This is a genomic window from Opitutia bacterium ISCC 52 (genome assembly GCA_014529675.2).
In the GTDB taxonomy this organism is placed as follows: Bacteria; Verrucomicrobiota; Verrucomicrobiia; order Opitutales; family UBA2995; genus UBA2995.
In genome coordinates this window covers 680,391-696,777 of record CP076040.1, presented here as the reverse complement: position 1 = coordinate 696,777, position 16,387 = coordinate 680,391, and the positions used below count along the sequence as shown (strand labels likewise).

The following is a 16,387-nucleotide window of genomic DNA, read 5'->3' as shown; positions in this document are numbered from 1 at the left end:
CCTAGGGATTATCCTCTTCGGAATTTTCTCTCTCTTCATAAGCTTGTGCGGCGGCTTCCTCAGCCTTGTCGAAAACGATCGCTTCAGCAGACTTCTTTTCCTCTTTCCTTACAGGAGGCTGGGACACCTTGGCATCCGGAATAAAAACAACGCCCTCTTTCTGAAGGCGTTGATTCATAAAGCTTGGTGAAACTATTTCCACGCCATCCGCGTGCAAGGTATCCAGAATAGATTTATTAAGATCCGACCGAGCGGCAATTATGTTTTTTGTGACCTGCAGAAACCCAAACACTTTGTAGCTGATCGAGAAATTTCCCAGCTCCATGACATGCACATACGGGTCATCGAGCCCTACCTTCTCGGCAGCTAAATTGAGGAGCCGCTCAATACGAGTGTGTGAGATATCGTAGCCTAAAGAAATAGTCGCTGAAATGATAGTACTGACTTATGAACTACAGTGACAGGATTCGTTATGAGATACAGATTTGGGAATGTCGTGAGATCTCGGTCAACCGTTTGGATCTCCGTATGGAAAAACCCACGTTCAGACACTCTTCCAAATTGCTCTCCAACCCGAATATAATCACCGATACGAAAACTTCGAGTTAACCTGAGCATAGACCCCCCAAACAGATTCGACACAAAAGTTGCCGAAGATAAAGCCATCACACCGGTAAGTAATAATCCAAAAAGACTTAAGATCTGCCCCCGCAAATTATCACTGATTGGTAGAGCGAGGACGATTAAGACGAGCCCTACCAGATTCAATCCGAGCATCAGAATCTGAGGCACAATTTTGTGATCGGAAAAGGTATCAAATTTCTTTTCTAACCACAGCCACCGGATCAACCGAAGCGCGACAAACACCACAAAGGCGATGATGATCACCGGAAGGTAACGAGGAAGGTGTTCGTATACACTATCTAGAATCGGCATATTTCTGAAGTAACAGAAGCACTTGTTCGTGCAATTGAATTCTCAGTAACGGCTCAATCGAGGAACATCAGCTCGTTCGAGAATAACAATACCTGAGAGTACAGTTCCCAAGAAGACAAAGATTGCTGCTCAGAGTCTTCTTCACTCACATCATTCGTAGGCAACTGTGATGCTTGATCAACAAACTCCAAACCAGCCAAGACCTCTTCGCTTGTCGCCTCACGTTGATAGAGTACTTGGTAAATGTGTCGAATACGATCTTCCGGGATCTCACCTGCTTCCAGTTTAGATCGTTGTGCCAGATGCTTTGATTGCTCAATCACGAAAGGACTATTCATTAAAAAGAGAGCCTGCTGAGGGACTACGGTTTCAAACCGAGCTGGTGAAGTAGCCTCCGGGCTAGGATGGTCGAACGTTCGAAAAATACCTGGCACATCTCGACGGTCGATGTATGCGTAAACCGTCCGGCGATTGGTTGTAGGATCAGTGATGTCGACCTGGAGTCCCCCCATGGTTCGATCCAAATTACCAGATACCATAAGCAAAGTGTCTCGCATGGATTCGAAATCGAGCCGCGCTTTCGGAAAATAATGCCAGAGCACATTTGAAGAGTCTTGGGCGAGCGTCTCTTCAATCGGCAAACTGGACAGCCGATAGGTATTCGAAAGCACGATCAACCTATGCAAAGCCTTCATCGACCAACCCGACTCAATAAAGCTGGAAGCCAACCAGTTCAAAAGGTCAATCTGAGCAGGTTCCGGAGTGCGGACTCCAAAGTCACTGGGAGTATCCACAATTTCCTTACCCATATGCCAACCCCATACACGGTTCACAAAAACTCGTGCCGTCAGCGGATTATCCTCACTGGCAATCGCACGGGCTAATTCCAGACGTCCACTGCCTTCATTGAAAGGCTGCGGGTTCTTCTCCCCGAGGACTTGCAGATACTGACGAGGAACTTCTTCACCAAGATTCTTCGGATTCCCTCGAAGGTAGACGGAGGAATTCTTCGGCTTAGGGATATCCTCTAAAATGTGAGCTCGAAAAGGAGCCCCAGAATGAGTCCATTCCAAAGCCATTTTTTCACCTGACAAGTCCCCAGTCTTTCCCCCAATCGTTCTGCGGATCCACACTTCCACCTCGTCCCGGTCAGGATTCAAGGGGAAATCAGCTTCATCAAAATAAGCCTTAATATCCGGGTAGGCATCGCTCTCATCCTTGGTCGCCTCCGCAAAGCGTTGATTGAAATCTTCTATGCGCGCCTTTTCACCGAGCGGTGAATCCAACCAACTTCTTATGAGTGTATGCTGCTCAGCAGATTCATGCTCAAAATAATCAACCCAAAGGCGCAGTATACTGTCCGACACTCCCTTCGATCCAGCAAACACTTTGAAGTCGTCTTCACTTTCAATCGCTCGTGCTTCATCCACAGCAGCAAGATGACTGCCCGTCAACGAACGCTCTTCTATGATAAAAGTATCGATGACCTTATCAGTCACTTCGCGAATCTCTGCGTCAATGCGGTCCTGCTCGTCAAGGTAAGCTTGATAATCCTCTTCATTATCAGGGTGGCGGATGACCGGAAGCTCCTTGGCATCTTGCGAAGAAGCAAAGATGCCATGCAAAGAATAATAGTCTTTAATGGGAATCGGATCAAATTTGTGATCATGGCAACGGGCGCAACTCACAGTCAGTCCTTGAAGCCCTCGGGTAACCACATCGATTTGATCATCAATAATGTAGTCCTTCCGCCCGAAAAAGGTTCTACCTAAGGTAAGGAAACCCATCGCAGCCAAAGCGCTTTTGTCCTCTCCCAGCTCCAGTTGGTCCGCAGCGATCTGCTCTAGAACAAACTGGTCGTAAGGTTTATCTTCATTGAAGGCTTGAATCACATAATCGCGATAGGTGTGAGAAAAGGCGTAACGCCCTCTTCGAAAAATGCCCTTTGAATCTGCATATCGCGCCACATCCAACCAGTGACGTGCCCAACGCTCACCGTAAGCTTCCGAAGCAAGTAGCCGTTCAACCAAGCGTTCGTACGCGCCATCGGAATTATCGCTTAGAAAGGCATGTAGCTCTTCGTAGGTGGGAGGCAAACCCGTCAGATCATAAGTTACCCGCCGGATGAGCGTTCGCTTGTCAGTTGGGTCTGCTTGCCGAAGGCCTTCAGCATTAAGTTTTCCGAGAATGAATGCATCCACCTCATTTCCCCCGCTTGGCCGCAGAGCTTCTGGAACCTGTGGCTTTACCAAAGGAACAAATGCCCAATGAGTTTCAGCCGTCGACATATCATACGCTGGGTCCAGTTTCGTCGTTCCCAAGACAGTTCCTTGGAACAGTATCAAAGAGCCAAGCGTGAGCAGATATGAAATAGGCCTGATCATCTTTTAAGCGATCAATTCATGAACGACATTTCCGTGCACGTCTGTCAGTCGGAAGTCTCGCCCCGCATACCGGTAGGTGAGTTTCTCATGATCAAATCCCATCAAATGAAGAATCGTCGCATGCAGGTCATGCACATGAACACGGTTTTCAACAGCAGCGAATCCAAATTCATCGGTTGCACCATGCACGTAACCACCACGCACGCCTCCCCCTGCCATCCACATAGAAAAGCCATGATTGTTGTGATCCCGACCATTCATCTTTCCTTGGTTCGCTCCGGGAACAGACAGTTCGACCACGGGGGTCCGTCCAAATTCCCCTCCCCAAATGACCAAGGTATCCTCAAGCATCCCACGCATCTTGAGGTCTTTTAGTAAAGCCGCAATCGGTTGGTCGCATTCCTGCGCAAGCTTTCGATGGCGTGTCTCTAAATCGTCGTGATTGTCCCAAGGCTGCCGATACCCCGTCCACACTTGAGTAAATCTCACACCACGCTCCGCTAATCGACGTGCGACCAAGAGCTGACGAGCCTGCAAACCTTCGCCGTACATTTCACGAATGTGCTTTGGCTCGCGGGTAATGTCGAAAGCATCAGTCGCTTCCATCTGCATTCGGTAAGCCAACTCAAAGGATTGGATACGAGCATCAAGACGCCCATCATCCCGACGACTCGAAGCATGATAGGCATTTATCTTCTGCAAAAGATCCAGTTGCTTCCGCTGAGCGTCATAACCGGTGTGATGGTTTTGGATATTCTCCAAAAGCTTTTCAATATCTTCGTGCTTGGTGTCGATATAGGTCCCCTGAAAAATGCCAGGTAGAAATGCGTTCTGCCAGTTCATGGCATCCGATACAGGAAAGCCGTTTGGACACATGGAAAGAAAGCCGGGCAAATTTTGATTCTCCGTCCCCAATCCATAGGTCAACCAGGATCCCATACTCGGACGTGGCAACCGTGCCTCGCCACAATTCATCATCAGTAGGGACGGCTCGTGATTAGGTACATCAGTATGCATGGAACGGATCACCGCGATGTCGTCCACACATTCACCTACATGAGAAAAAAGTTCACTGACCTCCGTGCCACTTTGGCCGTATGGTTTGAATTCAAAGGGAGAACCCATCGCAGCACCGGTCACTCGCTCCGTCTTCAGTTTATTGGGGAGCAGACGTCCATGCCACTCACGTAACATAGGCTTTGGGTCGAAGGTATCCACCTGAGACGGACCTCCATTGGCAAAAATATGAATGACTCGTTTGGCCTTGGCTTGGAAATGCGGCGCACGCTCAGCTAAGGTAGGATTCCCCTGGGAACTTGAGGCCGACAATTCACTTCCAAATAAAGCGCCTAAGCCAAGAGTCCCCATACCCATGCCACAACGATTCAGGAAATCGCGACGCGTATAGACGCGCTCATTCTCGGGGTGATAATTCATGGGTATACCTTTTTAGGACAGGGTAACTAAAGACGCTGATTTATTAGATCGAAGTTTTATTTTAAGGCAAGGACATCCCCCATCCAAACTTTGCAAAGAAATTTATGTTCGATTTCTAAGAACAAAGATAAAAATATCAGGACTGAAGGAATAGTAAAGAAGCGTAACCCCTCTGGATTTGGGTGCGTTATTCCCTTGCGATTAATCCTTATCCAGCCGATTTTAATTCTGTGTCTTCCCTACCGTATCATTTCATCCGTCGAACGCTCGTCGGATGCTTTTTTTGTGCATTTATAGTTGGGCAAAACTTGTTCTCGCAGGAAGAAGAAAAGCCGGAACGGATCAGCTGGGATGAAGCCTTTGAAAATTACCAGTTCGGTAAATACGAAGAATTGCTTCCGCAACTCGAGGTGCAGACCGAAGCCAACCCCTGGAATGACACCTGGTGGTATCTCAGAGCTAAAACATTAATGACGGTAGGCCGCTATGAAGAAGCCTACGAAATCATCCAGGAAGGACTCAGTCGAAGAACCTATAGTATTTCCATCCGCTTGTTGGCCATAGAAGCGGCACGCTATAATAATCTGCCAGATGATGCCCAAGAGCACCTGGACATGCTGAGCTCCTATTTTTCCATGTGGGCTCGCCGAGTTCGAAGCCCAGAAGCGCTGGTCGAACTGGGTGATGTCGCCATTCAACTCGGCGTAGAGCCACGAGTCGTATTGGAGAATTTTTATAACCAGGCCCAAGGGAGTGATGAACCTCCCCCCGAAGCATTTCTAGCTCCTGGCAATCTTGCTCTGAGCAAAGGTGACTACCGGCTCGCCTCGAAACACTTTCAATCAGGCATTGAGCTCTTCCCAGATCATCCACCCCTCATCCACGGACTTGCCGCATCTTTCAAAAACGGCGATCGGTCCCAATTAGTTCAGTTTTCACAGAGAGCACTCCAGCTGAATGAAAACCACGTACCTAGTATGATACTAATGGCAGAGCACCTCATCGATGCTGAAGCCTACGAGGATGCCGATATTATGCTCGAGCAAGCGCTCACCGTAAATCCGGTTCATCCCGAAGCTCTCGCACTCAGTGCCGTCATTGCTTTTCTACAAAATGACCCACTCACCGCCGAGCTATATCGACAAACCGCTTTGGCTTCCTGGCATACCAATCCGCAGGTCGACTACATCATTGGCCGCAAGCTCTCTCAAAAGTATTGGTTCAAAGAAGGAGCTGATGCCCAACGCAAAGCCTTGGCGTTCGACCCCTCTTTCTCGCCCGCCAAGATTCAACTCGCTCAAGACCTCTTACGTCTCGGCTCAAAGCACGAAACAGAGGGTTGGGATCTGGCAAACATCGCTCACGATGAGGACCCTTACAATGTGGAGGTATTCAACCTGGTTACCTTGAGCGACAAGATCGATGATTTTGTAACCATCGAATCAGAGCACTTCTATCTCAAGATGGGCAAAGAGGAAGCTCCCATTTACGGACAACGGGCAAAAGAGTTATTGGAGAAAGCTTACGACACACTCTCTGCTAAATACGGCGTCGAGCTTGATGAGAAGACTACGGTCGAAATCTATCCCAACCCAGGCGATTTTGGAGTACGCACATTTGGCATGCCCGGCAACCCCGGTTACCTGGGTGTCTGTTTCGGCCCAGTCGTCACCGTGAACAGCCCAGCCACGCGACAAGCCAATTGGGAATCGGTGCTTTGGCACGAATTTTGCCACACCATCACCTTAAAGATGACGCGCAACCGCATGCCACGATGGCTCAGTGAAGGGATTTCAGTCTACGAAGAGATGGAAGAGAATTCCTCCTGGGGTCGTCGCATGTCCATCGATTTTCGCGAACGCATACTCGACCGAGAAGCCCACAAGATCAGTGAGATGAGCGCGGCCTTCCTTCAAGCCCAGGACGATGAAGATGTGCAGTTCGCCTATTTTCAATCTTACCTGGTGGTAAAATTCCTCTTTGAGAAATTCGGAGAAGAAGCGATGCGCGAAGTACTTCATACTCTTGGGCACGGAACAAATACCAATGACGCACTCGAAGAACACGTGGCACCTCTGGAATTTCTTGACCGATCTTTTTCAACCTGGGCTCGAGAATTGGCGAATGCAATGGGTGGCGAGTACGATCTCGCCGAACCTGAAACCATGCTTGAAAAGGCGCTCACCGCCATGTCGCCGGGTACGAGCTATTTGGAAGCACTCGCCGAAGCGGGTGAACTCGTCACTGAAGAAAAGTGGGAAGAAGCAAGAACCAGCCTGGAGACGCTCATCGAAGGAGCCGGCTACATACCAGGCGAAGAAAATGCACATGGCTTGCTAGCTTACGTTTACCAGCAACTGGAAGAGACTGAGAAGGAGCGTGAGACCTGGATCAATATTGCCGAAAACGATGCTCATGATCTGGACGCGGTTACAAGACTTCTGACCATGGCATTTGAGAGAGACGACTGGATCGCTCTCAAGAAGTGGAGCAACGCCTGGCTTGCGATTAACCCTCTGGCCGAAACTCCCTGGAGGGCGTTATTAAGAACCGGTGAAGAGCTGGGCGAACCAGATGGAGCTATCAAAGCAGGCGAAGCCCTGGTTGCACTCGATCCCCATGACATTGCCTCCGTTCACTATCGTCTCGCGAAACAGTATATGCCCTCTAACAAGGTACGCGCACGCCGTCAGGCCATCATGGCCCTCGAGGAAGCGCCGCGCTACCGCGATGCCTATATATTACTTCACCAGATAAATAATCCGGCCGATGAGGAAGCTTTCCTGACCGGCTTTAAAGTTCCACCCGTCCATGAGTAAACGAATTTTCGATACCGCGAAACAGCTGGCTGGATCCAAACAGGCTTGGGTCGCAGCCGTATGCTTATCCGTTCTGGTTACTTTACCCTTCCTGCATGGACAGCGCGGAGGACGAGGAGGTTATGGAAACTCTCAAGTTGGCATTCCCACCTGGGAAGTAGATCCAGAGTTTAAGAATGACGTGTTCACGTTTGCCCGTGTGCAATACTCTTCCTACGGCGGACGGGGTGGCTGGGGCCGAGGCGGTGGACGCAGAGGAGGCGGTGGCTGGGCCACGGACTATCCAGATGCCGAACTCAATCTTGCTTACCGGCTCCAACAGATGACCAGTATGAAGGTCAGTCCCGAGCCCGTGGTTGTCACCCTCGACCAAGAGGACCTTCAGGACTATCCCTTTCTATATATAGTAGAAGCCGGTCGACTCAGTTTCCAGGAAAACGAAGTGACCGCACTGAAAGACTATCTGCTCAATGGTGGCTTTGTCATGTTTGATGACTTCTGGGGAGAAGCTGAGTGGAGTAATGTGCTCTACGAGATCCAACGTGTTTTTCCTGACCGCCAGCTCATCGACCTACCTATTGAGCATCCTATTTTTCACACCGTTTTCGACCTCAAAGAAAAGCCGCAAGTCCCCAGCATCAACTCGGCTGTTTACAATCGAGGCTCGGGAATCACCTGGGAACGCGAGGATGCAAAAACGGTACACTACCGCGGTATCTTCGATGACAAAAATCGCCTCATGGTCCTCATCTGCCAAAACACCGACCTCGGTGATGGCTGGGAACGCGAAGGCGAATCCGAATGGTACTTTCGCGAATTTGCCGAAAAGAAAGCCTACCCGATGGGCATCAACATCATCTTTTACGTGATGACCCATTAATCCACACCCATTTAAAATAGAACCTCTACCCATAACTCTCACTTTATGAGCGACACCAATCCAGAAACCGAACCCGAGATCGAAGAAGCGCCGGCTGAAGAAAACGAAGTAGCCAGTGAAGCTACTGAGACTGCGCCGGAACCCGCACCGGAACCTCAGCCACCAGCCAAACCGAATCCTCATAAGGAAGACGAAGCCGCCTTCGAACGGCTTCAAGAGGGACGGGAACGAGTGAAAGCGGAATTGGGTAAAGTCATTATTGGGCAGGAAGAGGTCATCGATCAAATTCTTCTCACACTGCTTTGCGGCGGCCACTGTCTACTCACGGGTGCTCCTGGATTGGCTAAAACATTGTTGGTGAAATCCGTCGCCCAGATTTTTCAGCTCAACTTTAACCGGATTCAATTTACGCCCGATCTAATGCCAGCCGATATTACCGGCACGGAGATTTTGACCGACACTCCAGAGGGTAGAAAACTCAGCTTTGTAAAGGGGCCCATTTTTGCGAACATCATCTTGGCTGATGAGATCAATCGAACTCCACCGAAGACTCAGGCCGCTCTCTTGGAATCGATGCAAGAGCACCAAGTCACCGCTGCAGGCGAACGTCATGCACTGGAGGAGCCCTTTTTCGTTCTGGCCACGCAAAATCCCGTAGAAATGGAAGGCACCTATCCGCTACCTGAGGCGCAGTTAGACAGATTCCTTTTCAATGTTCTGATCGACTACTTACCTGAAGACGATGAGGTAGCCGTTGTCCAACAAACGACTGCCCGTTTAGGCGAGCCGATCGAACCCGTGTTTACCGCTGAGGATGCCATGGCTTTCCAAAAGCTCGTCAGCCAAGTTCCAGTGTCTGAAGACATTGTTCGCTACGCTGTTCGACTCACTGCCGCATCACGCCCGAGCGACTCCAATGCTCCTGACTTCGTGAAGGGTTGGATCAACTGGGGAGCTGGCACCCGTGCAGCCCAAGCACTCGTGTTGGGGGCAAAGGCACTCGCCCTCTGGGAAGGACGCGCCCATGTCGGCATTGAGGACATTCGCAAACTCGCTGCCCCCGTACTACGTCACCGCGTCCTACTCAACTACCGAGCAGAAGCAGAAGGAGCTACGATAGAGCAGGTAATCGCCAAGCTGGTAGAAGCCGTTCAGGAAACTGTTTCATAATCTTACATCCATGCCTGACTCTTTGCCCAGCACCGGTATAGATCCGAAAGCCCTCATCGCCATCCGCGATCTGGAGCTCCGGGCACGTGTGGTTGTGGAAGGCCTATGGTCAGGGATGCACCGAAGCCCACTCGAAGGTTTCTCCGTAGAGTTTACAGAGTATCGCCAATACAGTCCAGGCGACGATCTGCGTTACCTGGATTGGAAAGCCCTCGCCCGCACCGATCGAGAGTACATTAAAAAATTCGAAGACGAAACCAACCTTAGGTGTCACATTATCCTGGATACAAGCAAATCCATGTCGTTCGGGTCACTGGACTACAACAAGGCCGAATATGCGAGCACCCTGGCCGCAACGCTTGCTTATTTCCTTCTACATCAGCGCGACGTTGTAGGACTTTCTCTCTTTGACTCCGAGATAAGGGAATACGTGCCCCCCCGTTGGCGCCCGGGGCACTTAAGACTGCTCCTTTCCAAATTGGAAACGAAACCTGAAGGCCGCGAAACAAACCTCGGACATGCGCTTGAGGAAGTAGCGATGCTCAGTCGAAAACGGAGCTTAATCTTAGTCGTATCCGATTTCCTGACACCACCCGACAGCTGGGGCACAGAGTTGGGGCACTTGTCTGCTATGAGACATGATGTTCGGGCTATTCAAATACTGGACCCTGCAGAAGTATCTCTCAACTTTGGCCGTGCCGCCCACTGGGAGGACATGGAAACGGGGCAACGCCTGTATATTGACCCCGAGGTAGCTAAAAAAGAATACCAGGAAAAGCTATCCACTCACCAGTCGGCAGTGAAAGCCGTAATTGAGGAGCGAGGTGTCTCATTTCAATCGATCACAAGCGACACACCCTTGGATTACGTCCTGCTGGATCTTATTAAACGGAGTGGTATTGCACGCAATGTTACTCGGATCAACCCAAGGAGCACTTCATGAGTTTTTTAGCTCCATGGTTTCTGCTTGGTGCTCTGGCAATTGCCGGACCTATCGTATTTCACCTTATACGCAGAGCCACTCGAGATCGGGTTGAGTTTAGTGCGACCCAGTTTTTAAGTGCCTCTCCTCCCCGGTTGCAGAAAAAGAGCAGCTTGCAACACCTATGGCTCTTGCTGCTTCGCTGCCTGATTATTGCCCTCTTGGCATTTGGATTCGCCCGACCCTTTTTCGATAAAGAGATTCCCGTGCTGCCTGAAAATGCCCAAATCCAGCACACCGTCCTTATACTAGATGAGAGCGCCAGTATGCAAAGAGGAGGACACTGGGAGGCCGCAAAGACACAAGTTTCCAACTGGGTCAAAGAGAACGGACTCGATCATCGACTGAGTATACTGGGCGTCTCTGACCGCGTCGCTCACATCCTGTCTGACGAGCTCTGGGAGAAAACACCTCCAAATGAGCGGCTGACCTTACTGAATGGATTGATGGCCGATCGCAACCCGACCTGGGGAGCCAGCTATCTTGACAGCGGCATCAATGCGGCCATCGACGAGCTGGAACAACTCGCCGAAAACAGCGACCAGGATGCCGTTAAAACAGTGAGGATATTTTCTGACCTTACTACCGGAACTCGCTTAGCCGGACTAGCCGGTCGAGATTGGCCGGATGATTGCGTAGTGGAATTCGAATCCACTGTGAGTAGCGGAGAAAGTAACGTTGGGATTCAATGGTTAGGCTGGTCAAAGATTGGAGAAGGCCCACGCAAAGCGCGAATCAGCCTCATTACCACGGGCGAAAATCAGAGCATTACGTTGAAAGCAGTAGATGCCTTGAACGGAGACCCTGTAGGAGAACCCCAGAGCATCTACACTCAAGCCGGCGACCGAAGACTCTTCCTCATGGATATACCGGATGAGCAAGTGAATCCTTTTCTCATTCAGGTAGAGGGCGATGGTGAGTCCTTCGATAACGACCTATACGTAGCCACTGAAAACATTCGATCCGTGGACATATTAGTTGCAGGGAGCGAAGAAGCAAATGACCCGAAAGACCCACTGTTCTATATTCTCCGATCGACAGAAGGATTAGAAGATCCCGTTGTTGAAGTTGGGGCCGTAGAAAATAGCTGGGAAAATTGGCAAGAGGATACCCTTGTCATGATCCTCAACACGCCTGACGCGAATGAAATCTCAGAGACAAAACAATTTCTGACAGGAGGAGGATCTGCACTGCTCTTGTTTAAGGACACTGCCCAACTTGAGCTTATCCGCTCGCTCACCGACGATCCAGGCTGGCAATCCCCGGCCCTCACCCGCGACTATGGACTTCTGGGAACTATTGATTTTGAGCACCCGGTTTTCAAAATATTTGCCGACCCACGTTACAATAACTTTGCCAACGTACGATTCTGGGAGCCGCATGCTCTAGAACCTCCTGCAGGATCTGAAGCACGGATACTTGCAAAATTTGATGAAGGCCCTGCCGCAATTGTAGAAGTTCCGGTCGGTCAGGGAAAACTCATGATATGGGGTGGCGATTGGACACCTCAAGCAGGCCAATGGGTACTCTTCTCAAAGTTCGTCCCCTGGTTGCAACAGTTCATCGAAACCTCGATTGGAGGACCTTCCCTGCCCACAATGGCCTTTGTAAATGAACCCACCCGGCTTTCGGGTGGCAAAGAAGTCACTTGGCTAAATCAAGATGGGGAATCACTCGAGACCACACCGAATTCACCCGGACTTTATCAGTTAAACCAGAACGATCAATCTCACTGGGTAGCAATGAATATGCACCACGACGAAAGCCGGATTGATCCATTGCCTTTTGATACATGGGAAAAACTGGGAGTCCCTCTGGAACCGGCCAAATTGATCGTCCCGGATTCCTTAAGCGAGGAACGAACCGCCGCTAAAAATGCCATTGAGCTAGAGGGCGAGCAAAAGCTCTGGCGCTGGTTACTCATCCTAACCGCGCTTGTACTGGCCCTCGAAAGCCTCGTTTCCATTACCCTGAGCCGAAGAGGAGCGGCCACTGCAGAAGCATGACCATCGCACAAAACAAGGAAGCCAGAAATATAGACCCAAGAATTCGCAAAGAGCTCCTGGCTGCTGCCAAACGACTACGAGAGAACAGACTTTACCAGGCCAGTAGCAAACGCTGGTTAATGGCCGCCGGTATCATAGTACTCATTCTGGGAACACGCACATTCTGGCCCGCCACCAGCAATCTGATATTTCCAGCTGTATGTGGGGTTGTTTTAGTAACCTGGTTCCTCAACCTTTTAGGCCAACTGAAGACGCCGCTAGACTTCAGCGAGACAGCGAAATCAGTTGAAGAAAAATTTCCTGAGCTCGGCAACATGCTGACCACTGCCTCAGAACAAAAGCGCCCGGTTGAAGGTTACAATTTCCTCCAAGAGAAAGTAATTACGAGTGCTTTGCAGTTCTCATTTTTCCAATACTGGGAAGACACAGGAAAAAGAAAACAGCGGCAGCTTCGATTAAAACATTTTGGTGCACTCATACTCGTGCTGGGCCTAGGATCACTATCCTGGTTTTCAAAAGGAGAAAGCCATTGGATTGATGCTCCCACTATGCCGGTCCTTGTATCGTCTGTAGAAGTCACACCCGGCGACGTCGAAGTTGAAAGAAGCTCGGCACTGGTGATTGCTGCGCGGTTCAAAGGAGATTTTCCAAGAACAGCTACACTCATTCTCCAACAAGATGATGGGACGACCCTTCGTTATCCGATGGCCCAAAGTCTCTCCGACCCTATATTTGCTTACACCTTGGCTTCGGTCGAAGAAGCGGCCCACTATTACGTAGAGTATCCTGGAAATGAAACACAGACCTATCGCATGGACGTGTACGATCTACCCGCACTCGTTCAGGCCGATGCGTTTCTCGATTATCCCAACTATACCGGTATACGAGATCGACTGATTGAGGATACTCGACGCGTGAGCGCGGCAGAGGGCACTCGTTTGAATTACCAATTTCTCGTTAACAAACCTCTCGCCAAGGTGGAACTAGTTGACCGCGATGGAGCACGTATTGCCTTATCCCCTAAAAATCCGGAAAACACAAAATTCGGGACAGAAATCGTTCTCACTGAATCCTTACGCTACCACTTGCACCTCACCGATGATCAAGGTCGGGGCAATTCCTACCCGCCGGATGTTCGTATCGAAGTACGCGACAACGAAAAGCCGACGCTCGAACTCACGTTCCCCAAAGGCGACCAAGCGGTTTCACCCATTGAAGAGCTTACCTTGGAAGCCAAAGCCAATGACGATTTTGGTTTGATCGACTACGGCATGGCCGTTGCAATTGGTTCCAGCGCGCCAGAATATGTGTCTCTCAAAAGCGGAGATCCCGACGCACTCCAGGCAAATTTCAATCGCCTATACGCTCTTGAAGAAGAAGCGGTGGAAGTAGATCAACTAGTCAGCTGGTTTGCCTGGGCCGAAGACTATGGAGTCGATGGTGAGTCACGGCGCTCATTAAGCGATATTTACTACGCCGAAGTACGCTCGCTGGAAGAAATCTACCGCGAAGGTGAAGGTGGCGGCGGCGGTGGCGGAGGAGGCGGTGGCTCTCAACAAGAGCAGGAGTTACTCGAACAACAGAGAGAGATTGCCATCGCTACCTTCAAACTCATGCAACGAGGCGAAGGCGATGACCGCTTTGGGGAAGACTCACAGATCATTTTGGATTCCCAACAACAAGCACAGATGCAGTTGGAACAAACCAAAATGGAACTCGAAGAAGAACGACTCCTGGATGCAGCAAATCAAGCCGGCGAATTCATGGAGCAAGCGATTGAGCACTTCACTGAAGTGGTCGACAAAGTCTCTGAAGATCCCCTTGAGGAAGCCTGGCTGGCAACCCAAGGCGCTTACCAATCCCTTCTAAGCATGCGTCCACGTGAGATGAGAGTGACTCAAGGTCGCCAACAAGGCGGAGGAGGCGGCGGTGGACAAAACCGGAACCAACGCCAGCTGAATCAACTGGATTTTAACGATGAGGAAAATCGCTATGAGACTGAAAGCCAGGCTCAGGCACTGACCTCCCCGGAAGAGAGGCAACAGCTGGAAGTGTTGAGTAAACTCAGTGAGCTGGCCCGTCGCCAACAACAGGTAAATGAACGATTGCGGGAATTGCAAACAGCCTTGGCTGCTGCGGAGGACGAAGAAGAACGAGACAAAATACGACGCGAGCTGAAACGCCTTGAAGAAGAGCAGCGCACTATGGTCACACAAATGGACGAAGTCCAACAGCGCATGGATACGCTGCCTCAAGACAGAGAAATGCGGCAAGCTGGTGAACAACTTCAGGAAGCTCGTGAGGATATGCGAAACATTAGTGAATCACTCCAAGAGGAGCAAGTTTCTCAGGCACTGGCCGCTGGTAGTCGCGCTCAAGAAAACCTGGAGGAGCTGAAGGATGAATTTAAAGAATCAACCTCGAGCCAGTTTTCTGAATCCATGCGTCAGGTTAGGGATGCAGCTCGGGAATTAGCGGAAAATCAAAGAAATATTTCGGAGGAGTTGGATCGCTTACAAAACGAAATAGCGCCTACGCTCGATGGATCTGGAAATAGACAAGAAGTAACCGAGCAATACAATCGGCAACAGGAAGACCTGGAAGCACTCATGCGCGACTTACGTGAGATTACTGAGGACTCCGAAACTGGTGAACCCACCCTGCACCGAAAACTATACGATCTGCTTCGTCGCCAAAATCAAAATGAAACGGGAGAAAACCTGGGCGTTGCAAAGGAACTCGTAGAACGGGGATTCCTTGATCAGGTCCAGCAAATGCAACCTGGGTTGCAGCAGTCTTTGAACGAACTCGCCGACGCGGTTGAAGAAGCGGCTTCGAGTGTCATGGGTGACGAAACCACGGCTTTGCGTTTCGCACAGGAAGAACTCGACGATTTGTTAAACGACTTGGAACAGGAAAGACCGGAAGGATCCCTCGCGGACGCGGGTAATCAACAAGAAGGTGGAAACCCGTCAGCCGGTCAACAAGGCGAGCGTCGTAGTAATCCATCGCAACAGGAAGGCCAGCAAGCCGGTCAAACTCCTGGACAACAACAGGACGGACAAAATCCATCTCAGCAAGGCCAACAACCTGGTCAAGGACCAGGGCAAGGAGAAGAACAGGAGGGACAACTGGCCCAATCACAAGGTCAACAACCCGGGCAACAACCGGGACAGCAACCAGGCGGACAACAATCAGGCCAACAACAGGGAGGCCAACAAGGTGGAAGTCAACCCGGCAGCCAGCCGTCTGAATCTTTGGCACAAGGGGGTAGCCAGCAAGGTGGTGGAGGTTCTCAAAGTGGACAACCACAACCAGGGCAACAACCAGGAAGAACACAAGCAACTGGCGGCGGTGGTGGAGGTGGCGGTGGCCAACTCCAAGACATCAATGACCTGATCCGTTCGTGGAATAATCAGGGTGGAAGTTGGGACGGCCCCATCACTGGAGATAATTTTGTCGATTGGAATGAGCGAGTTCGCACCGTGGAAGAGCTACTCGATCTTCCAGAAGCCCGCCAACAAATGCAAGAAGCTCGAGAACAAGCTGAACGCATGCGCGCTGAATTTAAACGCCATGGAAACCCACCACAATGGGAAGACATTGACGACTCGATTTTGAAACCGATTAGAGAAGTGGAATCCTGGGTTCAACAGGAACTGCTGCGTAAGGACAAACCGGATACTTTACAACCTATCGATCGAGATCCCGTACCGCCCAAGTTTGCCAACTCTGTGAAGAAATATTATGAAGCACTGGGAGGAGATAGCTAG

General features: G+C 50.4%; 10 protein-coding genes. 6 read left to right on the top strand and 4 right to left on the bottom strand.

The window, feature by feature from the left end; genetic code table 11:
• Position 1: 1 nt before the first annotated feature.
• From GA003_02980 to GA003_02965, 4 genes are all read right to left on the bottom strand, one after another.
• On the bottom strand, positions 2 to 325 hold the full coding sequence (locus GA003_02980) for a hypothetical protein (GenBank protein QXD28961.1): 324 nt from the start codon (positions 323 to 325) through the stop codon (positions 2 to 4).
• An 86-nt stretch (positions 326 to 411) separates the two neighbouring features.
• Entirely contained in the window at positions 412 to 936 is a 525-nt protein-coding gene (locus GA003_02975; GenBank protein ID QXD28960.1) for a mechanosensitive ion channel family protein, read from the bottom strand.
• A gap of 53 nt (positions 937 to 989) precedes the next feature.
• A complete protein-coding gene (locus GA003_02970) occupies positions 990 to 3,320 on the bottom strand; it encodes a DUF1549 and DUF1553 domain-containing protein (protein QXD28959.1) in 2,331 nt (776 codons plus the stop codon).
• 3 nt (positions 3,321 to 3,323) lie between these two features.
• Positions 3,324 to 4,757 (bottom strand): DUF1501 domain-containing protein, encoded by a 1,434-nt coding sequence (locus tag GA003_02965; protein ID QXD28958.1) that lies wholly within the window; start codon positions 4,755 to 4,757, stop codon positions 3,324 to 3,326.
• A 230-nt stretch (positions 4,758 to 4,987) separates the two neighbouring features.
• Here GA003_02965 and GA003_02960 point away from each other — a divergent pair, with 230 nt between their 5' ends.
• The 6 genes from GA003_02960 to GA003_02935 are packed head-to-tail and all read left to right on the top strand — an operon-like array spanning position 4,988 to position 16,387.
• The gene (locus GA003_02960; protein ID QXD28957.1) at positions 4,988 to 7,576 is read left to right on the top strand and encodes a tetratricopeptide repeat protein; all 2,589 of its coding nucleotides are present in this window, start codon (positions 4,988 to 4,990) and stop codon (positions 7,574 to 7,576) included.
• Positions 7,569 to 8,456, top strand: a complete 888-nt coding sequence (locus GA003_02955) for a DUF4159 domain-containing protein (GenBank protein QXD28956.1) — start codon at positions 7,569 to 7,571, stop codon at positions 8,454 to 8,456. Before GA003_02960 ends, GA003_02955 begins: the two co-directional genes overlap by 8 nt.
• Positions 8,457 to 8,501: 45 nt before the next feature.
• Entirely contained in the window at positions 8,502 to 9,626 is a 1,125-nt protein-coding gene (locus GA003_02950) for a MoxR family ATPase (GenBank protein QXD28955.1), read from the top strand.
• Positions 9,627 to 9,636: 10 nt separating this feature from the next.
• Positions 9,637 to 10,569 carry a DUF58 domain-containing protein gene (locus GA003_02945; GenBank protein ID QXD28954.1) on the top strand — a complete coding sequence of 311 codons (933 nt, stop codon included), beginning with the start codon at positions 9,637 to 9,639 and terminating at the stop codon, positions 10,567 to 10,569.
• Complete coding sequence (locus GA003_02940) at positions 10,566 to 12,614, top strand: BatA domain-containing protein (protein ID QXD28953.1); 2,049 nt, start codon at positions 10,566 to 10,568, stop codon at positions 12,612 to 12,614. The genes GA003_02945 and GA003_02940 overlap by 4 nt, the downstream gene beginning before the upstream one ends.
• Positions 12,611 to 16,387 carry a hypothetical protein gene (locus tag GA003_02935; GenBank protein QXD28952.1) on the top strand — a complete coding sequence of 1,259 codons (3,777 nt, stop codon included), beginning with the start codon at positions 12,611 to 12,613 and terminating at the stop codon, positions 16,385 to 16,387. Before GA003_02940 ends, GA003_02935 begins: the two co-directional genes overlap by 4 nt.